This window comes from Klebsiella sp. BDA134-6, from assembly GCF_015601345.1.
GTDB lineage: Bacteria > Pseudomonadota > Gammaproteobacteria > Enterobacterales > Enterobacteriaceae > Klebsiella > Klebsiella grimontii.
The window spans coordinates 368954-390374 of the sequence record NZ_CP064784.1 but is presented as its reverse complement, the minus strand read 5'-3'; the positions used below and the strand labels follow the sequence as shown (position 1 = coordinate 390374).

The following is a 21421-nucleotide window of genomic DNA, read 5'->3' as shown; positions in this document are numbered from 1 at the left end:
GCCATGGCAACATAGCCGCCAGGTTTTAGCGCATCCGCTGACCGACGTCGCGCCGTCCGGAAGCCTGCTCTGGCGCTCCGCGAGAAAAATCGTTCGGGCAGCGCTTTATCGCGCAGTGCGCCTGGTAAGCACAGGACGCCGCCGCCGTGGCGGTAGACTGGTAGGGACAGGAGGGCCGCTCACGTAATTTATCCCATTGCGTCTCGTCGTATCGCGTAACGTTATAAACCCTTATCGCGTGATACTGCTCGTTAATTAACACGCCAGACGAATAGAGCTTCATCGACTCTCCCGGCAGCAACAAAATGTCAGCTTCATACCAAAGAATAAATTTTAAAAAACGCAGGCTGGAAATCGAAGAGAAAGCCACGCCGGAATACGGGCACACAAGCGTATTATGAATAGTCCATTTCATTTTTTATCCTTGCAGGCATTGCTGATAAATGACTCTATATATTGATAGCATCCATCATTGCTACCCGCAAGGTTGTCGCCGAATAATTTGATATTAGACAATTCTCAACATTACTGATACTCAATAAGGCTTACCATGAATATGGCGATCTAATAATGAATGATTAGCCATAATAGCCAAAAACAATGCGCGCAGGCCTATACATAAATTAAAACATACTGACAATAAATTACAGGCCATCAGAATCGATAGCCTGTAGTGTTATTTTTGCATTAAGCAGAAAGAGACTGAACGACTCGAATAATAATCACCTGGGGGATTACCAGGTTTTGCCGATATTAAACTGAAACTGCTCGGCTTTATCCCCATCGTATTTTTTAAACGGCTCGGCCCAGAGAATACCAGCGGGCCTGGCGGCGACATCCACTGCACCGCAATCCCGACAGACATCCGGATATGCGACGGATCGCCATAGTCAGGGATCCCGGCCGCCAGCGTCTGGCCGGTATTTTGCCAGGAGGTGCTCCATACCGTACCGGCATCGAGGAATAGCGACGTCCGCAGGCTGTCGGCGTATTTGTCATTCACAAACGGCGTCGGCACAATAAACTCGCTGTTCAGCACCGCCATCGCGTTACCGCCAACCGCATCGGATGATGAGTCCAGCTGACAGGCGCTGTAGCTGCTTTCAGAACCATTACAACGATAATAAGCCGCTTTTGGGCCAATCGTATTCGACGAAAAACCGCGAACCGACGACGATCCGCCGGCATAAAAATTATCATAAAACGGTACCGATTTGCCGTTTAGCCCATCGGCATAGCCCGCTCGCAGGTGCTCCATCCACACCCAGCTTTTGCTCTCGGTCAGCGGCATATATTGGGTGGTATCGAAAGTGACTTTGTAATAGCTGTTATCCGAACCGGGCACGGTAACCTTGGCGGTCAGGCTGCTTTTATTCCCCGCGCGCGGGAAGAAGCCGCGATCGAGGTTGTTATAGCTCCAGCCAACGCTGGCAAAATAGTCATTGGCGCTATAGGTGGCGCCGCCGCGGTAACCACCATCGTTTCATCATCATTTCCCGCAGCCGTTTCAGATTTCTTCATATCGTCTGGCGTGCTGCCATCAGCGGCCTGAACCGGCAGCGTCCCTCCCCAGATGACCATCGGGATCAGCACGGCCAGCGAGTAGTATGAATCGTGTTTCATGGAATATGCCCTGTTTTTCTTTTTAGCTGTCGGGGCGCGTCTTCTTCATCAGCCAGATAAACAACGGCAATGACTTTCATGCAAGCGCAGTATCTCTGCTTTTGGCGTAGCCGGGCCCTCCAGCTTAAATAGCGGAACAGCAATAAATAATGATCGGCCAAAATAGATTTTTTACTTTGGCAAAAATGAAGAAATAAACGCACCGTGCTATTCTTTGATAGCATTTGCCCAACAGCAGTAATAGGAGTATTGTGCCACACAACGTTATTAGAAATGAGATGTATTATCAAGTAGATAACTATGCATCACACCAATAAATTTAAATAATCCAATAAAAACAAAAAAATGAAATAATTATTTGCGCTTATTTCTTATTAGCACTTTAAATAATTAAAATATATCCACACCAAAAAAAACACAATCTGATCATATTATCTCCATAATTACTGACATCTATTTCTTTATTACTCCACTATAAATACTGAGCCTGTTAATTAATAAAATAGCTGATTAACCGACCGACATTCTCGATCGCCGGGGATGCTAACGGCGTGGAATTGACTAAAATAAGAAAATCCCCCTGCGGAGCACCGCGCCATGAACACTTCATCGTTCTATCGATACCTTGTCGGTGGGCTCGCATGCCTTGCCGCCCTGCTATGCTTCACCTCCGTTTACGCCGCCACTGAGAACAAACTGTCAGAGCCAGAAGAACGCGAGGCTCTGGAGGTCAACGTTGACGATATGCTACAACCATGGAAGGGAGATTTACCCGGCATGCTCGACCGGCGAACTATTCGCGTATTAACCACCTTCAGCAAAACCTTTTTCTTTATTAACAAAGGCACTCAGCGCGGCGCCACGCACGATATTTTTATGGAGTTTGAGCGTAGCCTTAACCAAAGCCTGGCGAAGGAGAAAAAGCTCAAACATCGTCATCTTAAGGTCCGTATCATCTTTGTGCCGGTTGCCCGCGACCAGCTCATCAGCGCGCTTAACGCTGGTAAAGGGGATATTATCGCCGCCAACCTGACGATTACCCCCGCTCGCCAGCAGGAGATGACCTTTACCGCGCCGATATACTCTCACGTTCAGGAGCTGCTCCTTTCCGGCCCGGGTTCCCCCAAAGTGGACAATCTGCAGCAGCTTTCCGGTAAAACGGTCTTTGTGCGTACCTCATCGAGCTATTACGAGAGCCTGGTCGCGCTCAACGCGCGCTTTGCGCAGCAATCTTTGCCCCCTATCACCATCACACCGGCGCCTGAAGCGCTGGAGGATGAAGATTTGATAGAGATGCTCAGCGCGGGCCTGATTCCCTTGACCGTCGTCGACCGCCACAAGGCCCTGTTCTGGAAGCAGGTCTTCCCCAGAATTCAGGTTCATCAAAACATCATTCTGCGCAACGAAGGCAATATCGGCTGGGCAGTACGCAACAACAGCCCGCAGCTGCTGGCCTTGCTTAATGAATTCATCAACAAAAATCGTCAGGGCAGCAAGCTGGGTAATACGATTCTGCTGCGCTACCTGAAGGATGCCCGATACGTTAAAAACGCGGCAGCACAAAAAGAGCGGCGTAAATTTCTGACCATGGTGGAGATCTTCCGCAAATATGGCGATCGCTACGACGTTGACTGGCTGCTGATGGCGGCGCAGGGCTATCAGGAGTCGCGGCTAAATCAGTCGGTTCGTAGCCACGTCGGCGCAATTGGCGTTATGCAGGTGATGCCGGGCACCGGCAGGGAGCTGAACGTCGGCGATATTAAGCAGCTCGATCCCAATATTCATGCTGGGGTGAAATATATGCGCTGGATGATAGACCGCTACTATGGCGATGAACCGATGACCCAGCTTGATAAGGCGCTGTTCTCATTCGCTTCTTATAATGCGGGCCCCGCGCGCATCGCCCGACTGCGGGCGGATACCAAAAAGCGCGGTTTTGACCCAAACATCTGGTTTGGCAACGTGGAATATCTGGCCGCCGAGAAGATCGGTTCCGAGACCGTAAGCTATGTCAGCAATATCTATAAATATTACATCGCTTACCGGCTGATTGTGGATGAAATGGCGCGCAAGCAGCTGGCGACAGCTGCCGCCAAAAATCCGGCCTTGCCGCCCGCGACAGCGACGCCAGCCGTACCAGCCGCTGCGGCCACGCCCGCTTCGCAGTGAAATAGCGCTGATAACCTGCGTTTTAAAATAGAAAAAGCCCCGGTCAGGGGCTTTTTCGGAACAGACTTCACAACGTCTAATCGCGATTAGAACGGGATATCGTCGTCAAAGTCCATCGGCGGCTCATTGGAAGGGGCTGCCGGAGCCTGCTGCTGCGGACGAGACTGCGCACCGCCGCTGAACTGGTTTCCGCCCTGCGGCTGCTGAGGCTGACCCCAACCGCCCTGCTGCTGACCGCCGCCCGCCGGGGCGCCCGCGCCCTGCTGACGACCGCCGAGCATTTGCATCGTGCCGCCAACGTTAACCACAACTTCAGTGGTGTATTTTTCCTGACCGGATTGATCAGTCCATTTACGCGTACGCAGCTGGCCTTCAATGTAGACCTGAGAACCTTTACGCAGATACTCGCCGGCCACTTCCGCCAGTTTGCCGAACAGCACAACGCGGTGCCATTCGGTCTGCTCTTTCATCTCACCGGTCGCTTTATCACGCCAGGATTCGGAAGTAGCCAGCGTAATGTTGGCAACTGCGCCACCACTCGGCATGTAGCGTACTTCCGGGTCCTGGCCCAGATTACCGACGAGAATCACCTTGTTTACGCCTCTGCTGGCCATGTTTGTGTCTCCTGAATGCGTTTCTTAATAGTGTAAACGCGCGAGTGTACCATTTCCAGGTGCTATGTTGATAGCTGGGAAGTAGGTTCCAGATAACTCTCGCGGTGCGACATTTTTACACATCCCACCGGAAAATGCATTCCAATACTGTATATTCAAACAGGTTAAATTGTGTCATAATTAGCCGTTTCTGCCGTTTGTCCTTCTAACAAACCAGGCAATCCGCGTATCTACCGGGAAAGGTGAATGGATAAGATCGAAGTTCGGGGCGCCCGCACCCATAATCTCAAAAATATCAACCTCGTCATCCCGCGCGACAAACTCATTGTCGTCACCGGGCTTTCGGGTTCAGGCAAATCCTCACTGGCTTTCGACACGTTGTATGCCGAAGGGCAGCGTCGCTACGTTGAGTCGCTCTCCGCCTACGCGCGGCAGTTCCTGTCGCTGATGGAGAAGCCCGACGTCGACCATATTGAAGGGCTGTCGCCGGCGATTTCCATTGAACAGAAATCAACGTCCCACAACCCCCGTTCAACGGTAGGCACCATTACCGAAATTCACGACTACCTGCGTCTGCTGTACGCGCGCGTCGGCGAGCCGCGCTGCCCGGATCACGACGTCCCGCTGGCGGCGCAAACCGTGAGCCAGATGGTCGATAACGTGCTCTCCCAGCCAGAAGGACAGCGCCTGATGCTGCTGGCGCCGATCATTAAAGAGCGCAAAGGCGAGCATAACAAAACCCTGGAAAATCTCGCCGGGCAGGGCTACATCCGCGCGAGGATCGACGGCGAGGTCTGCGATCTCTCCGATCCGCCAAAGCTGGAACTGCAGAAGAAACACACTATTGAAGTGGTGATTGACCGCTTTAAGGTACGCGACGATCTCAGCACGCGCCTGGCCGAGTCTTTTGAAACCGCGCTGGAGCTGTCGGGCGGCACCGCTATCGTCGCCAATATGGACGATCCGAAAGCCGAAGAGCTGTTGTTTTCCGCCAACTTCGCCTGCCCGATTTGCGGCTACAGCATGCGCGAACTGGAACCGCGCCTGTTCTCCTTCAACAACCCGGCTGGCGCTTGCCCGACCTGCGATGGTCTCGGCGTACAGCAGTATTTCGATCCGGAACGCGTCATTCAGAACCCAGAGCTGTCACTGGCGGGCGGGGCGATTCGCGGCTGGGATCGGCGCAATTTTTACTACTTCCAGATGCTGAAGTCGCTGGCGGAACACTATGAATTCGATGTTGAAGCCCCCTGGGGCACGCTGAATAGCAGCGTACAAAAAGTGGTCCTGTATGGCTCAGGCAAAGAGAATATTGAATTCAAATATATGAACGATCGCGGCGACACCTCGGTGCGCCGCCATCCGTTCGAAGGTGTGCTGCATAATATGGAGCGCCGTTATAAAGAGACGGAATCCAGCGCGGTACGTGAAGAGTTAGCGAAATTCATCAGCAACCGTCCCTGCACCAGCTGTGAAGGGACCCGCCTGAAGCGTGAAGCGCGGCACGTTTTCGTGGAAAATACCCCGCTGCCGACCATCTCGGACATGAGCATCGGCCACGCGATGGACTTCTTCAACAACCTGAAGCTCTCCGGCCAGCGTGCGCAAATCGCTGAAAAAGTCCTGAAAGAGATTGGCGATCGCCTGAAGTTCCTCGTTAACGTCGGTCTGAACTACCTGACGCTCTCCCGTTCGGCGGAAACCCTCTCAGGCGGCGAAGCGCAGCGTATCCGCCTCGCCAGCCAGATCGGCGCGGGCCTGGTGGGCGTGATGTACGTACTGGATGAGCCCTCTATCGGCCTGCATCAGCGCGATAACGAACGCCTACTGGGCACCCTGATCCATCTGCGAAATCTCGGCAATACCGTGATCGTCGTTGAGCACGATGAAGACGCTATTCGCGCCGCCGACCACGTTATCGATATCGGCCCGGGTGCCGGGGTACACGGTGGTCAGGTCGTGGCTGAAGGCAAGCTGGAAGATATTATGGCGGTGCCGGAATCGCTGACCGGCCAGTTCATGAGCGGCAAGCGTAAAATCGAAGTACCGAAACAGCGCGTGCCCGCCAATCCGGAGAAAGTGCTGAAGTTGTCCGGCGCGCGCGGAAACAACCTGAAAGACGTGACGCTGACGCTGCCGGTGGGCCTCTTCACCTGCATTACCGGCGTTTCCGGGTCGGGTAAATCCACGCTGATCAACGACACGCTGTTTCCGATTGCTCAGCGTCAGCTCAACGGCGCCACCATCGCCGAGCCGGCGCCGTACCGCGACGTGCAGGGGCTGGAACATTTCGACAAAGTCATTGATATCGACCAGAGCCCCATCGGCCGTACGCCGCGTTCTAACCCGGCCACCTACACCGGCGTCTTTACGCCAGTCCGTGAACTGTTTGCCGGCGTACCTGAATCACGTTCGCGCGGTTACACGCCGGGCCGCTTCAGTTTTAACGTGCGCGGCGGTCGCTGTGAAGCGTGTCAGGGCGACGGCGTGATCAAAGTCGAGATGCACTTCCTGCCGGATATCTACGTGCCGTGCGACCAGTGCAAAGGCAAGCGCTATAACCGCGAAACGCTGGAGATTAAGTACAAAGGCAAAACGATTCATGAAGTGCTGGATATGACCATCGAAGAAGCGCGTGAGTTCTTCGATGCGGTACCGGCGCTGGCGCGTAAGCTGCAAACGCTGATGGACGTCGGCCTGACCTATATTCGTCTGGGTCAGTCAGCGACCACCCTCTCCGGCGGCGAGGCCCAGCGCGTCAAGCTGGCGCGCGAGCTGTCCAAACGCGGTACCGGGCAAACGCTGTATATCCTTGATGAACCGACTACCGGCCTGCACTTTGCCGATATTCAACAGTTGCTGGAAGTTCTGCATCAGCTCCGCGACCAGGGCAATACCATTGTGGTGATTGAGCACAACCTGGACGTCATCAAGACGGCTGACTGGATCGTTGACCTTGGGCCGGAAGGCGGAAGCGGCGGCGGAGAGATCCTCGTTTCCGGTACGCCGGAAACGGTCGCCGAGTGCGAGGCCTCCTATACGGCTCGCTTCCTCAAGCCCATGTTGAAGTAATCTCATCTGCCTCTTTCCGTCCCGGGAAGAGGCACCATTTCCTCTCATTTTTTCCCACTGATATTTTGTGATTTGCAGCCGGACGGCATCTGTCATCAGATAGCACCACAGCCATAAATTGCAGGATGGATCATGTATTTACAGCCCGGAGTTTATCGCCTGGCCCTCGCCGCAGCGTTGTTTTTGATAGCCGCCTGCAGCTGGGTAGACGGCTACAGCAGCACGGCTCATCAGCAACTGCTGATGCTGGAACAGCTTCATCTGCAGTTCATCAGCGATGCGGCCGCCGCGCCGGTCAACCGACAATTACTCAGGCAAGAGGATCGCCAGATTCGTCAGCAATTTAGCCTGGCGTTAAGCGATAGCGATGCGCTACGGCAGAATAATCTGCTCGTGCTGGAGAAAAATTATCAGCGGCTGTACCGGCACGTAGCCAGCCAGGATACTGCGCTAACGCCCTTCGAGGCCGGGATTCTGACGCAACAAACGGAAAATCTTTACCAGCAGGCCATCAGCGGCGAACAGCGGCGTTCAGGAAGGTGAGCATGTCCACCATAGAAGAGTTAAGTACCCAGTTAACCGACTCCGGCGTGAATGCGGCAGAGTGGTTACAGCTTATGCACGCGATCGTTCATGATGACGACAGCGACATTCGCGACGCCGGGACGCTTATGCTCCAGGCATTACAGGAGAAAGCGCGCGGCTGGTTAACCCATGACGACCTGGTTCTGCTTCTACAAGGGCAGCGCGATATTGCCCGCATTCGCGCCAATAACGCGCATATCGCCATGCAGAGACATCTTCAGTCCACGCTGCTTCGTCTGCTTGATATGACGCTACTGGCGCTGCTGGGTTGAATATCGCTTTATGACAACAGCTTACGCTTGTTTTCAGTAAGAGAATCAAGCGCCTGCTGATATGACGCATCCACCAGATAGTAAATTTGTGAATCAGGCAGGGAGCCGTCAAGAAACACCGTGCTCCAGTGGGCTTTATTAAGATGTTTGCTGGGTCGCACATCGCGATGCTGCTGCCTCAGCAGCTCTGCAAGCTCGGGGCTGGTTTTTAACGATACCGCAGGCCGGTTGTCCTCTACCTCTTTTATCATCGCAAACAGTACGTCAGCCGCTTTGATTTGCGTCGCTTTCCAGTCGCTATGTACGCTTTGTTCCGCGCCCGGCTTGGCCATGCAGTACTGCAATAAATCCGAAATTGTCATTTTTATTCCCCCATCAGCGTCGCGATGATATGGCGCGATCCGCCATGAATACGATGCTCCCCGAGCCAGATCCCCTGCCAGGTCCCTAGCCTGACGCGCCCATCCCGAACGGGCAGCATCAGCGATACGCCCAGCATCGACGACTTAATGTGCGAGGGCATATCATCAGGACCTTCATAATCGTGTTCATACGGCGCGTTATCCGGTACGGCAGTAAGAAAATGCTGCTCCATATCGTAACGGACGGTCGGATCGCAGTTTTCATTAAGCGTCAGGGAAGCAGATGTATGCTGGAGCAGCATATGCAGCAGGCCCGTTTTCACCCGCGATAGTTCGCGGATTTGACCGAGAATTTCATCAGTGACCAGATGGAAGCCCCTTGATTTTGGGCCTAACGTCAGGGTTTGCTGATGCCACATAGGCGACTCCTTCTACTAATGAACCTTCCTAAGTGTGCAGCAATAAGCGAAAAGGTAAAACCTTTGGTACGCTATTTTGCACAAAAAAACGGCAGCGCGCTGGCTGCCGTTTTAGCAATTCATAATTAAGCCGTCGTCAGCTTAATATTCTGAATTCACAATCACCTCTTCACCCTGAGCGCCTGCCATTGGCAGCGGCTTATAGGAAGAGTTGGATGCCCGCAGGATGCGGATACCGCGGGCGCCAACCTCACGGGCGGCAGAAATATCGTTATCTGAATCGCCGTAGAAGACTTTAATGCCCTTCTCCTGCAGCCACTGCGTTTTGGTGTTCTGACCAGGCTTATCGCCGGCAAAAATAACCGGGTTCATGTTCGCTGCCGGGATGAGAAAATCGTCCTGCAGAGTTTTTGATACCGTTTCGGTTTTGGTCTGGCTGCGTCCGGTGACAAAATAGATGCTATCGCCACGCTTCACGTGCATCGCAATCAGCTGGCGCGCCACCTCTTTCGGCATGCTGAATTCATCCCAGCCGTTGTTCATTTTTTCCCAGAACTCCGGATTTTTCAGGTAATCATCGCTGCCGGGGGAATAGGTTTTCTGCCCGCGCCAGAAGCCCGGACTGGAGAACAGGACGGTATCATCAATATCAAAGCCGACGGCCATCGGCTGGCGTCCCAGCAGGCTATTTTCAATCTGAGCCACGGAAACCCAATGGATCGGCGCCTGTTCGGCGAGTTTCGCCATATTGGTGCCCGTCCACAGCGGCTGCGGCGTGGAGGCGCGAGCAACGACGGAGCTATTTAGCGTGAACAGTAAGCAGATGGCCCCAAAGGCCAGGGTGATCTTGCGCATATTTTTCCCTAAATAATCGAATCGTTATAGTTTTCAATAATGTGTACGCTTATTAATGCACCCAGACCTTACCCCCCGCTGAGGCGGATAGGAAGGTTTTTCTGCTCAGATGTCATATAAAAAGAGAATGATCACACTTCAGGAAGGGAATGACCCTCACCAAAATGTTGGCGAGGGCAAAAGCGGTCTGTAAGGATTTATATCACCGCGGCAAAGGCCTGGGCCACGCGCTGAACGTTGCGTGAATTCAGTCCCGCGACGCACATGCGTCCGCTGGCAATCAGGTAGACGCCAAACTCATCGCGCAGGCGGTCGACCTGGGCCGGGCTGAACCCGGTATAGCTAAACATTCCGCGCTGCTTCAGAAGATAGTCAAAATTACCGCCCGGCACCGTATCTTTAAGCACATTAACCAGCTCCTGACGCATGGCCAGAATACGGGTACGCATCCCTTCCACTTCCGCCAACCATGAGGCTTTCAGCTCGCTGTCGCTCAGTACCGCCGCAACAACCTGTGCGCCAAAGTTCGGTGGGCTGGAGTAGTTGCGACGTACGGTCGCTTTTAATTGCCCCAGCACGCGAATCGCGGTTTCAGCGTCCTCACAGACGATTGACAGCCCGCCAACGCGCTCACCGTACAGGGAGAAGATTTTTGAGAACGAGTTGCTGACCAGCATTGGCATGCCGGCGTTCGCAATGGCGCGGATTGCGTAAGCATCCTCTTCCATTCCTGCGCCAAAGCCCTGATAGGCGATATCGAGGAAAGGAATCAAATTACGCGCTTTCAGTACCTCAACCACCCGATCCCACTGGGCGTTGCTGAGATCGGCTCCCGTTGGGTTATGGCAGCACGGATGCAGCAGCACAATATCTCGCTCCGCTAGCGAATTGAGTTTTTCCAGGAACGCCGCGAAACGTACGCCATTGGTCTTCTCATCAAACCAAGGGTAAGTACTTACTTCGAATCCTGCCCCTTCAAATATTGCGATGTGGTTTTCCCATGTCGGGTCGCTCACCCAAACACGCGACTCCGGGAAGTAGCGTTTCAGAAAATCAGCGCCCACCTTCAGGGCGCCGGAACCGCCCAGCGTTTGAATGGAGGCCACGCGATTTTGCGCCAGCACCTGATGATCGGCACCGAACAGCAGCGGCGCGATAGCGTGACGATAGGTGTTCAGCCCTTCCATCGGTAAATAGACTGAGGCGCCATGCGGCTGGGCATTGAGGCGCGCCTCAGCTGCGGCAACCGACTGCAGCTGCGGAATAATGCCGTCTTCGTTGTAATAAAGACCGATGCTGAGATTTACTTTGTCACTACGCGGATCGTCTTTGAAACGCTCCATCAGGGAGAGAATGGGGTCGCCAGCGTAGGCGTCAACTTTCTGAAACACGGGATGTTTCTCCAGGTTTACATGGGCTCGTCATAACACAATAAACCGGATGTGAAAGAAGGTCGAGAGGATGTTGGCGGATGGCTGGGTTTGCCAGCCATCCCGGATGGCGGCTTAAAACGCCTTATCCTGGCTACCGACCCGCAGCCGGTAGCGAATACGTAGCCCCCCGGTAAGCCGTCAGCCGCCACCGGGGGAAAGAGCGCTGGCTGAAATCAATCCACGTACTTCATTGATACCCGTGAAGTCAGGCGGGTAATAAGTTCGTAAGCACTTACTTTTGTGATTTCGGCAATACGCTCGACGGGCAGGCCTTCGCCCCACAGCACCACCGGGTCGCCCGATTTATCCTGCGCTTCGGGCCCGAGATCGACGCAAATCATATCCATCGCCACGCGACCCACAATCGGCACTTCGCGGCCGTTGACCAGCACCGGGGTCCCGGACGGCGCAGCGCGCGGATAGCCGTCACCGTAGCCCATCGCCACCACCCCTAAACGCGTATCACGCTCGCTGATCCAGGTTCCGCCGTAGCCCACCGGCTCCCCGGCTTTATGCTCGCGGACCGCAATCAGGCTCGAGGTCAGAGACATCACCGGCTGGCAGCCAAAGTCCGCGCCGGTAGAGCTACCGTCGAGCGGCGACACGCCGTAGAGAATGATCCCCGGACGCGCCCAGTCGAAATGCGACTGGGGCCACAGCAATATACCGCCGGATGCGGCGATAGAGCGCAGTCCCGGTTTCCCTTCCGTGAAGGTGGTAAAGATATCCAGCTGACGTTCGGTCGCGCCGCACTCAGGCTCATCCGCACGGGCAAAATGGCTGACCACGTTGACCGGCTGGCGGACGTTTTTACACTGGCTAAGACGCTGATAAAACGCTTCGGCCTGCTCAGGCAGAACGCCTAATCGATGCATTCCGGTATCCAGCTTCATCCATACGGTGACCGGCTCGGGTAAATCCGCTTCCTCCAGCGCCGCCAGCTGTTCCGGGCTGTGTACCGCCGTGTGCAGGCGCTGGGCGGAAATCACCGCCAGGTCGGCAGCCTCAAAGAACCCCTCCAGCAGCAGAATCGGCTGGCCGATACCGCCCGCGCGCAGGCGCAGAGCTTCTTCAAGACGGGCGACGCCAAAAGCATCGGCGTCAGGGAGCGTTCGCGCGGTCTCAAGAAGACCGTGTCCGTAGGCGTTCGCTTTCACCACCGCAACCAGTTTGCTGGCGGGCGCCAGTTCACGCAGACGTTGCAGGTTGTGTCGCAGAGCGCGGCGGTTAATGACTACAGTTGCCGCTTGCATTTGAATTCCTTAATAAAAGAATCTCCTAAATCCTTCGTGTTGCAGGAAGGCGACAAGCCTGAGAATCCCCGGAAGCTTAGTAAACTAAGTGACCGGGTGAACAGGCGTAGTCAACGCATCTGCGGCATGAAGGATGACGGAGATTTATTCGTCGTCGTATTGTGGCCCAGCATAATTATCAAAACGCGACCACTGGCCGTTAAACGTCAGGCGCACCGTCCCGATAGGGCCGTTACGCTGTTTACCAATAATAATTTCGGCGATGCCTTTTAAATCACTGTTCTCGTGATAAACCTCGTCACGGTAGATAAACATGATTAAGTCGGCGTCCTGCTCAATGGATCCGGATTCACGCAGGTCGGAGTTCACCGGGCGCTTGTCCGCACGCTGTTCCAGCGAGCGGTTAAGCTGCGACAGCGCCACCACCGGCACCTGTAGCTCCTTCGCCAGCGCCTTGAGCGAGCGCGAAATTTCGGCGATTTCCAGCGTACGGTTATCGGAGAGCGACGGCACGCGCATCAGCTGCAGGTAGTCGATCATGATAAGTCCGATCCCCCCGTGCTCGCGGGCAATACGCCGCGCGCGGGAGCGCACTTCCGTCGGCGTCAGGCCGGAGGAGTCATCAATATAAATATTGCGCTTTTCCAGCAGGATCCCCATGGTGCCGGAAATGCGCGCCCAGTCTTCGTCATCCAGTTGGCCGGTTCGAATGCGGGTCTGGTCAACGCGCGACAGTGAGGCCAGAGAACGCATCATAATCTGCTCCGAAGGCATCTCGAGACTGAAGATGAGTACCGGTTTATCCTGCAGCATCGCCGCGTTTTCCACGAGGTTCATCGCAAAGGTCGTTTTACCCATAGACGGACGCGCGGCAACGATAATCAGGTCCGACGGCTGAAGACCGGCGGTCTTTTTGTTGAGATCGTCATAGCCGGTATTTACCCCGGTGACGCCGTCATGCGGCTGCTGGAACAGCTGCTCAATACGCGCCACGGTGGCGTCGAGCACGTCGGCGATATTCTTCGGCCCTTCGTCTTTATTCGCGCGGCTTTCGGCGATTTTAAAGACTCGGGATTCGGCGAGGTCGAGCAGATCTTCGCTGGTGCGGCCCTGGGGGTCAAAGCCGGCTTCGGCGATTTCATTCGCCACAGAGATCATTTCGCGTACGACCGCGCGTTCGCGAACGATATCGGCATAGGCGCTAATATTCGCCGCGCTTGGCGTATTTTTCGATAATTCGGCCAGATAGGCGAAGCCGCCGACGCTGTCCAACTGACCCTGACGCTCCAGCGATTCCGCGAGCGTAATCAGGTCAATCGGGCTTCCCGACTCCTGCAGACGCGCCATTTCGGTGAAAATATGGCGATGCGGACGGGTATAAAAATCTTCCGAAACAACGCGCTCGGCAACATCGTCCCAACGTTCGTTATCCAGCATTAAACCGCCCAACACCGACTGTTCCGCTTCAATCGAGTGCGGCGGGACCTTCAACCCATCAAGCTGATAATCACGCTCGCGGGGTTCAGTCTGTGGTTTGTTGAAGGGTTTATTTCCTGCCATAGTGAATGGAGTTACCGAGATAGTGAATGGGTCGAAAGATTACCACATTTCTGGAGGAAGCATGGCAACACGAATTGAATTTCACCAGCACGGAGGGCCTGAAGTTCTGCAAGCGGTAGAGTTCATGCCGAAAGATCCCGCAGAGCACGAAATTCAGGTAGAGAATAAGGCCATCGGCATCAACTACATTGATACCTATATCCGCAGCGGCCTCTACCCACCACCATCATTGCCGAGCGGTCTGGGCACCGAAGCCGCTGGCGTGGTGAGCAAAGTTGGCAGCGGCGTGAAACATATTAAAGCCGGCGATCGGGTGGTCTACGCACAATCGGCGCTGGGAGCCTATAGCACTGTCCACAATGTCCCCGCCGATAAGGCCGCTATTTTGCCGGACGCGATCTCTTTCGAGCAGGCGGCGGCCTCATTCCTGAAAGGGCTCACGGTCTATTACCTGCTGCGGAAAACCTACGAGATCAAAGCGGGCGAGCCGTTCCTGTTTCATGCAGCGGCCGGCGGCGTCGGGCTCATCGCCTGCCAGTGGGCCAAAGCGCTGGGCGCGAAGCTAATCGGTACCGTCGGCAGCGCGCAAAAAGCTGAACGCGCTAAACAGGCCGGCGCCTGGCAGATCATTAACTATCGCGAAGAGAATATCGTCGAGCGCCTGAAAGAGATCACCGACGGTAAGAAAGTCCACGTGGTGTATGATTCAGTCGGTAAAGATACCTGGGAAGCCTCACTTGACTGCCTGCAGCGTCGGGGGCTGATGGTGAGCTTTGGCAATTCTTCCGGCCCGGTGACCGGCGTCAACCTCGGGATCCTCAATCAAAAGGGTTCGCTGTACGTCACCCGCCCTTCTCTGCAGGGCTATATCACCACGCGTGACGAGCTGACGGAAGCCAGCAACGAGCTGTTCTCGCTGATCGCCAGCGGCGTGATAAAAGTGGATGTCGCGGAGAGTCAAAAATATGCGTTAACCGACGCCAGGCGCGCGCATGAGGTGCTGGAAAGCCGGGCGACGCAGGGTTCAAGTTTGCTCTTGCCATAGTTATGGCTTTTCCCTAAATAATTCGGGCTACAGGAAGATGGTAAGTGAATGAATCCCCAGGAGCTTACAACAGTAAGTGATTGGGGTGAATGCAAGCAACCAACGCCCCTGTAGCCTGAAGTATGACGGGAAAAGAAGAAAAGTTTAGGGCTTCCACATGGGAAGCCCTTACTTTTTTTTGTTCGGCTGTATGTAGGGTACAGCGCGATGAATTCGTTAACCCGCTAATAGTGACAGATTTAATAAGCAAAGCCTACGCTGTTTTATGCAAAAATCTTCAGGTTGTGACATACCGCTCAATACCTTAGTAACGCCAGCGGTTATTACCGCGATAGCGGTTCGCGGCTGGCGATTTTATCGCCCGAATCAGCCAAACCACGATAACGGCCAGCAGCAGCCACGGCAGCAGTTTAATCATTAATGCAAACAGACCGCCGACAAAAATCAGCGCGGTCGCGACCACAATCGCGGCAATTATGCCCAGCAGCGACACGCCGGTGACCAACAGCATGACAAAAAAGCCAATAACAAATAAGAGTTCCAGCATCGTCTTTCCCCTAAAGAAATTTATCTACCTTGCCGGATGTTACAAAAATCGTGCCAAATATAAGCTATTGAATAAAAACAAAAACGCCCAACACGAAACGTGCAGGGCGTGGTGAATTTGACCAGGTTTTAGCGAAAAACTAACGCTTATCGGCAACCAGCTTCAGCGCCTGTTCCAACACGTTGATATCCGCCCCGGCTTTATGCGCATTTTCGCTCAGATAGCGACGCCACTGGCGCGCGCCAGGTATCCCCTGAAACAGCCCCAGCATATGACGCGTCACATGTCCGAGATAAGTCCCGTTGCTAAGCTCGCGCTCGATGTAGGGATACATCGCCCGGACCACGGAGACCGGATCGGCATCGACGCCTTCCACGCCGAAAATCTCCCGATCCACCGAGGCCAGAATGCCCGGATTCTGATAAGCCTCGCGGCCGACCATCACGCCGTCCATATGCGCAAGATGCAGCTTTGCCTCTTCCAGCGACTTAATGCCGCCGTTAATCGCCATGGTCAGATGCGGGAAATCACGTTTAAGCTGGTAGACGCGCGGATAATCCAGCGGCGGGATCTCGCGGTTTTCCTTTGGACTCAGACCTGAAAGCCAGGCTTTGCGCGCGTGGATGATAAACATCTCGCATTCGCCTTTCCCGGATACCGTTTCGATAAAATCACACAGAAACGCGTAGCTGTCCTGGTCATCAATGCCGATACGGGTTTTTACCGTGACCGGGATCGACACGACGTCGCGCATCGCTTTAATGCAGTCGGCAACCAGCTGCGCATTCCCCATCAGGCAAGCGCCAAACATACCGTTCTGCACGCGATCTGACGGGCAGCCGACGTTGAGGTTAATTTCATCGTAGCCGCGCGCCTGCGCCAGCTTCGCGCAGTGCGCCAGCGCAGCCGGATCGCTGCCGCCGAGCTGCAGGGCGACCGGATGTTCTTCTTCGCTGTAGGCCAGATAATCGCCCTTGCCGTGAATAATCGCACCGGTGGTCACCATTTCGGTATACAGCAGCGTATGGCGCGACAGCTGACGCAGAAAATAACGGCAGTGTCTATCGGTCCAGTCGAGCATCGGCGCGATGGAAAAACGGTGAGCGGCGAAAGCAGTAGGCGTTGATTCTGACATCATGGCGAATAAATAAGCATCCGGGTAAAAAGGGGCGCTACTATAGCATAAAGATAAACCACTGACGCATAGCGTCAGCGCTCACCTTTTTTATCCCGCAATAAACGCTATATTTTCCGCGGCTTCCCGTCGTGAGGGCCAAAAAACTGCGGCGGATGGTCAACCCAGCGATCCTGACGCGTGGCGGCATAGCCTGGGTTCAGCGGGTAGTAGATGCGATTGAATTTCTTGTTTGCCTCGCCAACGACTAACAGCCGCACCTCCTGCTCGGTGTTATTGAGGAAGGTATGGCAAATGCCGGTTCCAGCAGGAAAACCGACGCTATCCCCCGGCTCCAACTTCCAGAGGTAGCCGTTAATCCACACCTCAGGATAGCCGTCCAGCACGTAGATGAACTCTTCTTCATCGCTTTCCGCATGCGGGTAGGAGGTACGACGCCCGGGCGGCAGACGTTCATGGTGGATCCCCAGACGATTCAGTCGCAGGCCGCGCGCCAGCGGCGCGCCGATGGAGAAAAGCTCAGTACTGTCGGGATAGGTGGAATCATCCGCACCTTCCAGTTCACGCCAGTGTCGTATGCAATCAGGTCGTTTCATCGTTTTCTCCCGAAAATGAGATGCTTCAGGTATAGCATAAGGCGGCAAGATAGCGCGCCCCGAGAGCGCATGACCGGGGCGACCAACGCACATGTCACATGAAGTGTGACGGCTATATCCCGCCGGGTCTCGGCGTTTTACCGGTATCGTGATAAAGTAACAGTTTCAGATTCACGCAACCAGAGGACGCTCATGGATAAGACCACTTCGCAACAAATGTTAGCGCATGCTGAAAAGCTGTGCGCGCAGCGTGGCGTGCGCCTGACCCCGCAGCGCCTCGAAGTATTGCGTTTGATGAGCCTACAGCAAGGGGCAATCAGCGCCTACGATCTGCTCGATCTCCTTCGTGATAAAGAACCTCAGGCGAAACCGCCAACGGTATACCGGGCGCTGGAGTTTTTACTGGAGCAAGGGTTCGTACATAAGGTGGAATCCACCAATAGCTACGTACTGTGTCACCTTTTCGATCAGCCTACCCACAGCTCGGCGATGTTTATCTGCGACCGCTGCGGTGGCGTCAAAGAAGAGTGTGCGGAAGGCGTCGAAGATATTATGCATACGCTGGCGGCAAGAATGGGATTCGCCCTGCGCCACAACGTCATTGAGGCTCACGGCCTGTGCGCCGCCTGCGTCGAGGTTGAGTCCTGCAGTACGCCGGGCCATTGCCACCACGACCATACCATTCAGATCAAAAAGAAAGCCCGCTGAGGCGGTAGCCGCAGCGGGAATCAAGGGTGTATACCCGTCATACTTCAAGTTGCATGTGCGTTGGCTTTGGTACTCGGCTCATCCATGAGCTTCGCCCTTCGGGGCCAGCGCAAGCGCTGTTCAAAGCACGAGTGCCTTGTCCTGCAACTCGCATTATTTAGGGTATAAATCGTTAGGGCAGACAATAGTAAGGGGTTAAAACACGGCGTTTTCGCTACCAGCGATAGTCGTTTTTAGTTTCCCAGTCGGTCACTTCTTTCTCTGCCTGGTCTTTTGCGTAACCGTAACGTTCCTGAATTCTGCCCACCAGCTGGTCGCGTTTGCCTTCAATGACGGTCATGTCATCGTCGGTCAGCTTGCCCCATTTTTCTTTCGCTTTACCTTTGAACTGTTTCCAGTTACCGCCGATTTCGTCTTTATTCATCATGCATTCCTCATCGTTCGGTGATCGTTCGGTGAATGAACAGCCCGCTGTGTGCCGGACATGACTTAACTATAGATGAGTATTCTGAGTAAGATTTATTATTCGGAATCTTTAACCATCAGAAGAGCCAAAGGCATTACGAAAACCAGGTTCCGCGCTGCCAGTGGCGCCGCCAGATAACCGCCAGGGAAGCGCCGCGCAGGGCGAGAAATACCGTCAGCGCCAGCCACAGCCCGTGGTTACCGAGCGCCGGTACGGTAAACAGCGTCAGGGCAAACCCTGCTGCTGCGACCGCCATGCTGTTGCGCATCTCCGCGCCGCGCGTCGCGCCGATAAACATGCCGTCCAGCAGGTAACACCAGACGCCGATGACCGGCAGGATCATCTGCCAGACCAGATAGCGGTCGGCCAACTGCTGCAGCGAAGGCAGCGAGGTCAGCAACGCGATAATCTGTTCACCGGCAAGGCCGTAAATCAGCGCAAACCCCAGCGCCACCATCCCCGACTGGCGGCAGGCCGCATGCCAGACCGCAAGCAGCTGGCTGTCGTCGCGCGCGCCGTAGGCCTGCCCGGAGTGCGCCTCAACGGCATAGGCAAAACCGTCCAGCGCATAGGCGGTAAAGGTCAGCATCGTCATGAGGACCGCATTGACCGCGACGACATCGGCGCCGAGGCGGGCGCCAAATACCGTCACCGCCCCGAAGCAGAGCTGTAGCAGCAGCGAGCGCAGCATGATGTCGCGATTCAGCGCCAGCAGGCGGCGTATATCGCCGCGCCAGGCATTTTTCAGCATCGACAGGGAAACGCCGCGCAGCGCCAGCACGCGTCTCGCCATCAGCAGACCAATAAAGAAAGTGACGTATTCTGCGGTGACCGTCGCCAGTGCAGCTCCCTGCACGTTCATATGCAGGCCCATCACCAGCCATAAATCGAGCACAATGTTGAGGACGTTGCCGACCACCAGCAGGATCACCGGCGCTCTGGCGTACTGCACGCCCAGCAGCCAGCCCAGCAGGACCAGGTTCGCCAGCGAGGCCGGCGCGCTTAGCCAGCGGATCTCAAGGAAACGCCTGGCCTGTTCAAGCACGGCTTCGCTGCCGCCGACAATATGCAGAGCCAGGTTTATCAACGGGATCCTGAAAAGCACAATCGCCAGCCCGGCGGCCAGCGCCAGGCCCAGCGGCTGCACCAGCGCGCGCGCCAGCCGCTGCGGATCCCTGGCACCAAACGCCTGTGCCGTTAGCCCGGTGGTACTCATGCGCAGGAAAAGGAGCAGCATAAAGAGGAAGCTGGTCGCCGTTGCGCCAACCGCCACGCCGCCCAGATAAACCGGGCTGTCGAGATGGCCAATAACGGCGGTATCCACCAGCCCCAGCAGCGGAACGGTGATATTGGAGAAGATCATGGGCAGCGCTAAGCGCCACAGGGCTTTGTCGGCGGCGTTAAAAAGCATGGAGAAAGCGCCTAAATGAGGAAAAACGACGCAGCATCATGCTTCAGATGATGATGCCGCGAGATGAAGAGATTATTGCCAGTTGCCGTTGCGGATAACGCCGACGGCCAGGCCTTCAATAGTAAAACTTTGTTCGCGAAGGTCGACCACAATTGGCGAGAATTCGCTGTTTTCCGGCAGCAGTTCCACGACGTTACCCTGTTTTTTCAGACGCTTCACGGTCACTTCTTCGTCGATGCGCGCCACAACCACCTGGCCATTGCGCACATCCTGCGTTTTATGGACGGCCAGCAGGTCGCCATCAAGAATACCGATGTCTTTCATCGACATACCGCTAACGCGCAGCAGAAAATCGGCGTTCGGCTTAAACATGGCCGGGTCCACCTGGTAGTGGCCTTCAATGTGCTGCTGGGCCAGCAGCGGCTCACCTGCCGCGACGCGGCCGATAAGCGGCAGACCGGTTTCTTCTTCCGTCAGCAGACGAATTCCGCGGGAGGCGCCGGAAACGATCTCGATTGCGCCTTTACGCGCCAGCGCTTTCAGGTGCTCTTCCGCCGCGTTTGGGGAGCGAAACCCCAAGCGCTGAGCAATCTCCGCACGCGTCGGCGGCATGCCCGTCTGGCTGATATGATCCCGAATGAGATCAAACACCTCTTGCTGCCTGGTCGTTAACGCTTTCATTCCGCCCCCTGGGTGTATATACAGTTATGCTGTGAGTATATACAGCTAACGGTGATTTTGGAACCACATTTCACACAAAAATCAGGAGTTTCTTTCCGTTTTGCGAGCAGCTACGACAAGACTTAGCGGTAGTTCGCCCACAGCAGCGTTCCCCATGCGATCAGCGCGATGATAATCGCCAGCAGAACTGCCGCCGATCCCATATCTTTCGCTCGCCCCGAAAGCTCATGATGTTCGGGACCGATACGGTCAACCACCGCCTCAATCGCGCTATTGATAATTTCAACTATCATCACTAGCAAGACCGAGCTAATGAGCAGCACCCGCGTGATAGCATCGACGTCCAACCAGCATGCGATCGCCACGGCAATGACGGCCGCGATGCCTTCCTGACGAAATGCGGCCTCATTGACCCACGCCGCACGGAATCCTTTCCAGGAATACCCGGCAGCTTTAATAATTCGGGTTAACCCAGTGGTATTATTGGCCATCAAACAAACCTTTTTATGTAAATGACGTCAATGAGTGTACGCGTTTGCCGCGTTACAACGGAAATTTTGCGCACTTTCTGTTATTCTTGCGGCGCATTTGCATGATTAACCAGAGGCTTCACAT

Annotated in this window: 22 protein-coding genes and 1 pseudogene; 6 read left to right on the top strand and 17 right to left on the bottom strand. The window is 55.0% G+C overall.

Going from position 1 to position 21421, the window contains the following annotated elements:
- Positions 1–25 precede the first annotated feature (25 nt).
- The 3 genes and pseudogenes from iraM to IYV58_RS01785 all read right to left on the bottom strand — a co-directional run bounded on the left by iraM (position 26) and on the right by IYV58_RS01785 (position 1623).
- Positions 26–415 carry an anti-adapter protein IraM gene (gene iraM, locus IYV58_RS01795; RefSeq protein WP_049115948.1) on the bottom strand — a complete coding sequence of 130 codons (390 nt, stop codon included), beginning with the start codon at positions 413–415 and terminating at the stop codon, positions 26–28.
- Between the two features lie 319 nt (positions 416–734).
- Positions 735–1462, bottom strand: a pseudogene (locus IYV58_RS01790) (BamA/TamA family outer membrane protein); the annotation flags it as partial.
- Positions 1360–1623 (bottom strand): hypothetical protein, encoded by a 264-nt coding sequence (locus IYV58_RS01785; RefSeq protein WP_004127830.1) that lies wholly within the window; start codon positions 1621–1623, stop codon positions 1360–1362. The gene IYV58_RS01785 and the pseudogene IYV58_RS01790, both read right to left, overlap by 103 nt.
- A gap of 597 nt (positions 1624–2220) precedes the next feature.
- Between IYV58_RS01785 and IYV58_RS01780 the strand changes: the two genes are divergently transcribed.
- Complete coding sequence (locus IYV58_RS01780) at positions 2221–3792, top strand: MltF family protein (protein ID WP_004127827.1); 1572 nt, start codon at positions 2221–2223, stop codon at positions 3790–3792.
- Positions 3793–3878: 86 nt separating this feature from the next.
- Here the strand turns inward: IYV58_RS01780 and ssb1 are convergent, their stop codons facing one another.
- Entirely contained in the window at positions 3879–4406 is a 528-nt protein-coding gene (gene ssb1 / locus IYV58_RS01775; protein WP_004097799.1) for a single-stranded DNA-binding protein SSB1, read from the bottom strand.
- Between the two features lie 246 nt (positions 4407–4652).
- On the opposite strand from ssb1, the gene uvrA reads away from it, so the two are divergent.
- The 3 genes from uvrA to IYV58_RS01760 all read left to right on the top strand — a co-directional run bounded on the left by uvrA (position 4653) and on the right by IYV58_RS01760 (position 8335).
- The gene (gene uvrA / locus IYV58_RS01770) at positions 4653–7478 is read left to right on the top strand and encodes an excinuclease ABC subunit UvrA (protein WP_004097797.1); all 2826 of its coding nucleotides are present in this window, start codon (positions 4653–4655) and stop codon (positions 7476–7478) included.
- 132 nt (positions 7479–7610) lie between these two features.
- A complete protein-coding gene (locus IYV58_RS01765) occupies positions 7611–8021 on the top strand; it encodes a hypothetical protein (protein WP_004127825.1) in 411 nt (136 codons plus the stop codon).
- Between the two features lie 2 nt (positions 8022–8023).
- A complete protein-coding gene (locus tag IYV58_RS01760; RefSeq protein WP_049115955.1) occupies positions 8024–8335 on the top strand; it encodes a hypothetical protein in 312 nt (103 codons plus the stop codon).
- An 8-nt stretch (positions 8336–8343) separates the two neighbouring features.
- On the opposite strand, the gene IYV58_RS01755 is transcribed toward IYV58_RS01760, so the two are convergent.
- The 6 genes from IYV58_RS01755 to dnaB all read right to left on the bottom strand — a co-directional run bounded on the left by IYV58_RS01755 (position 8344) and on the right by dnaB (position 14217).
- A complete protein-coding gene (locus tag IYV58_RS01755; protein WP_004127822.1) occupies positions 8344–8697 on the bottom strand; it encodes an MmcQ/YjbR family DNA-binding protein in 354 nt (117 codons plus the stop codon).
- Between the two features lie 2 nt (positions 8698–8699).
- On the bottom strand, positions 8700–9116 hold the full coding sequence (locus IYV58_RS01750) for a secondary thiamine-phosphate synthase enzyme YjbQ (RefSeq protein WP_049115957.1): 417 nt from the start codon (positions 9114–9116) through the stop codon (positions 8700–8702).
- Between the two features lie 141 nt (positions 9117–9257).
- A complete protein-coding gene (gene aphA, locus IYV58_RS01745) occupies positions 9258–9971 on the bottom strand; it encodes an acid phosphatase AphA (protein WP_004127818.1) in 714 nt (237 codons plus the stop codon).
- Positions 9972–10168: 197 nt separating this feature from the next.
- Complete coding sequence (tyrB, locus tag IYV58_RS01740) at positions 10169–11362, bottom strand: aromatic amino acid transaminase (protein WP_004127815.1); 1194 nt, start codon at positions 11360–11362, stop codon at positions 10169–10171.
- Positions 11363–11577: 215 nt separating this feature from the next.
- Positions 11578–12657: an alanine racemase gene (gene alr, locus IYV58_RS01735; RefSeq protein ID WP_004127814.1), complete on the bottom strand. Its 1080-nt coding sequence runs from the start codon at positions 12655–12657 to the stop codon at positions 11578–11580.
- Between the two features lie 144 nt (positions 12658–12801).
- Positions 12802–14217: a replicative DNA helicase gene (gene dnaB, locus IYV58_RS01730; protein WP_004097788.1), complete on the bottom strand. Its 1416-nt coding sequence runs from the start codon at positions 14215–14217 to the stop codon at positions 12802–12804.
- Positions 14218–14278: 61 nt separating this feature from the next.
- Between dnaB and IYV58_RS01725 the strand changes: the two genes are divergently transcribed.
- Entirely contained in the window at positions 14279–15262 is a 984-nt protein-coding gene (locus IYV58_RS01725; protein ID WP_195729381.1) for a quinone oxidoreductase, read from the top strand.
- 304 nt (positions 15263–15566) lie between these two features.
- On the opposite strand, the gene pspG is transcribed toward IYV58_RS01725, so the two are convergent.
- The 3 genes from pspG to IYV58_RS01710 form a co-directional block, all read right to left on the bottom strand.
- Positions 15567–15809 carry an envelope stress response protein PspG gene (gene pspG / locus IYV58_RS01720; protein WP_195729380.1) on the bottom strand — a complete coding sequence of 81 codons (243 nt, stop codon included), beginning with the start codon at positions 15807–15809 and terminating at the stop codon, positions 15567–15569.
- Positions 15810–15948: 139 nt separating this feature from the next.
- A complete protein-coding gene (dusA, locus tag IYV58_RS01715; RefSeq protein ID WP_123828569.1) occupies positions 15949–16947 on the bottom strand; it encodes a tRNA dihydrouridine(20/20a) synthase DusA in 999 nt (332 codons plus the stop codon).
- A 104-nt stretch (positions 16948–17051) separates the two neighbouring features.
- The gene (locus IYV58_RS01710; RefSeq protein WP_004127806.1) at positions 17052–17540 is read right to left on the bottom strand and encodes a cupin domain-containing protein; all 489 of its coding nucleotides are present in this window, start codon (positions 17538–17540) and stop codon (positions 17052–17054) included.
- Positions 17541–17732: 192 nt separating this feature from the next.
- Here IYV58_RS01710 and zur point away from each other — a divergent pair, with 192 nt between their 5' ends.
- Positions 17733–18248, top strand: coding sequence for a zinc uptake transcriptional repressor Zur (gene zur / locus IYV58_RS01705; RefSeq protein ID WP_004127803.1), 516 nt, complete (start codon positions 17733–17735; stop codon positions 18246–18248).
- A gap of 214 nt (positions 18249–18462) precedes the next feature.
- On the opposite strand, the gene IYV58_RS01700 is transcribed toward zur, so the two are convergent.
- The 4 genes from IYV58_RS01700 to IYV58_RS01685 all read right to left on the bottom strand — a co-directional run bounded on the left by IYV58_RS01700 (position 18463) and on the right by IYV58_RS01685 (position 21297).
- Positions 18463–18672 carry a CsbD family protein gene (locus IYV58_RS01700; protein WP_004137568.1) on the bottom strand — a complete coding sequence of 70 codons (210 nt, stop codon included), beginning with the start codon at positions 18670–18672 and terminating at the stop codon, positions 18463–18465.
- 136 nt (positions 18673–18808) lie between these two features.
- Entirely contained in the window at positions 18809–20125 is a 1317-nt protein-coding gene (gene dinF, locus IYV58_RS01695; RefSeq protein ID WP_004127801.1) for an MATE family efflux transporter DinF, read from the bottom strand.
- Between the two features lie 72 nt (positions 20126–20197).
- Positions 20198–20806, bottom strand: coding sequence for a transcriptional repressor LexA (gene lexA, locus IYV58_RS01690; protein WP_004097774.1), 609 nt, complete (start codon positions 20804–20806; stop codon positions 20198–20200).
- A 122-nt stretch (positions 20807–20928) separates the two neighbouring features.
- On the bottom strand, positions 20929–21297 hold the full coding sequence (locus IYV58_RS01685; RefSeq protein WP_004127797.1) for a diacylglycerol kinase: 369 nt from the start codon (positions 21295–21297) through the stop codon (positions 20929–20931).
- Positions 21298–21421 lie beyond the last annotated feature (124 nt).

Coding starts and splice junctions, on each gene's coding strand:
- lexA (WP_004097774.1), bottom strand. CDS start 20,806: ATGAAAGCGTTAACGACCAGGCAGCAAGAGGTGTTTGATCTCATTCGG.
- iraM (WP_049115948.1), bottom strand. CDS start 415: ATGAAATGGACTATTCATAATACGCTTGTGTGCCCGTATTCCGGCGTG.
- IYV58_RS01710 (WP_004127806.1), bottom strand. CDS start 17,540: ATGAAACGACCTGATTGCATACGACACTGGCGTGAACTGGAAGGTGCG.
- IYV58_RS01750 (WP_049115957.1), bottom strand. CDS start 9,116: ATGTGGCATCAGCAAACCCTGACGTTAGGCCCAAAATCAAGGGGCTTC.
- IYV58_RS01760 (WP_049115955.1), top strand. CDS start 8,024: ATGTCCACCATAGAAGAGTTAAGTACCCAGTTAACCGACTCCGGCGTG.
- IYV58_RS01785 (WP_004127830.1), bottom strand. CDS start 1,623: ATGAAACACGATTCATACTACTCGCTGGCCGTGCTGATCCCGATGGTC.
- IYV58_RS01685 (WP_004127797.1), bottom strand. CDS start 21,297: ATGGCCAATAATACCACTGGGTTAACCCGAATTATTAAAGCTGCCGGG.
- dusA (WP_123828569.1), bottom strand. CDS start 16,947: ATGATGTCAGAATCAACGCCTACTGCTTTCGCCGCTCACCGTTTTTCC.
- IYV58_RS01755 (WP_004127822.1), bottom strand. CDS start 8,697: ATGACAATTTCGGATTTATTGCAGTACTGCATGGCCAAGCCGGGCGCG.
- uvrA (WP_004097797.1), top strand. CDS start 4,653: ATGGATAAGATCGAAGTTCGGGGCGCCCGCACCCATAATCTCAAAAAT.
- IYV58_RS01725 (WP_195729381.1), top strand. CDS start 14,279: ATGGCAACACGAATTGAATTTCACCAGCACGGAGGGCCTGAAGTTCTG.
- IYV58_RS01765 (WP_004127825.1), top strand. CDS start 7,611: ATGTATTTACAGCCCGGAGTTTATCGCCTGGCCCTCGCCGCAGCGTTG.
- aphA (WP_004127818.1), bottom strand. CDS start 9,971: ATGCGCAAGATCACCCTGGCCTTTGGGGCCATCTGCTTACTGTTCACG.
- IYV58_RS01700 (WP_004137568.1), bottom strand. CDS start 18,672: ATGAATAAAGACGAAATCGGCGGTAACTGGAAACAGTTCAAAGGTAAA.
- alr (WP_004127814.1), bottom strand. CDS start 12,657: ATGCAAGCGGCAACTGTAGTCATTAACCGCCGCGCTCTGCGACACAAC.
- zur (WP_004127803.1), top strand. CDS start 17,733: ATGGATAAGACCACTTCGCAACAAATGTTAGCGCATGCTGAAAAGCTG.
- dnaB (WP_004097788.1), bottom strand. CDS start 14,217: ATGGCAGGAAATAAACCCTTCAACAAACCACAGACTGAACCCCGCGAG.
- ssb1 (WP_004097799.1), bottom strand. CDS start 4,406: ATGGCCAGCAGAGGCGTAAACAAGGTGATTCTCGTCGGTAATCTGGGC.
- dinF (WP_004127801.1), bottom strand. CDS start 20,125: ATGCTTTTTAACGCCGCCGACAAAGCCCTGTGGCGCTTAGCGCTGCCC.
- pspG (WP_195729380.1), bottom strand. CDS start 15,809: ATGCTGGAACTCTTATTTGTTATTGGCTTTTTTGTCATGCTGTTGGTC.
- IYV58_RS01780 (WP_004127827.1), top strand. CDS start 2,221: ATGAACACTTCATCGTTCTATCGATACCTTGTCGGTGGGCTCGCATGC.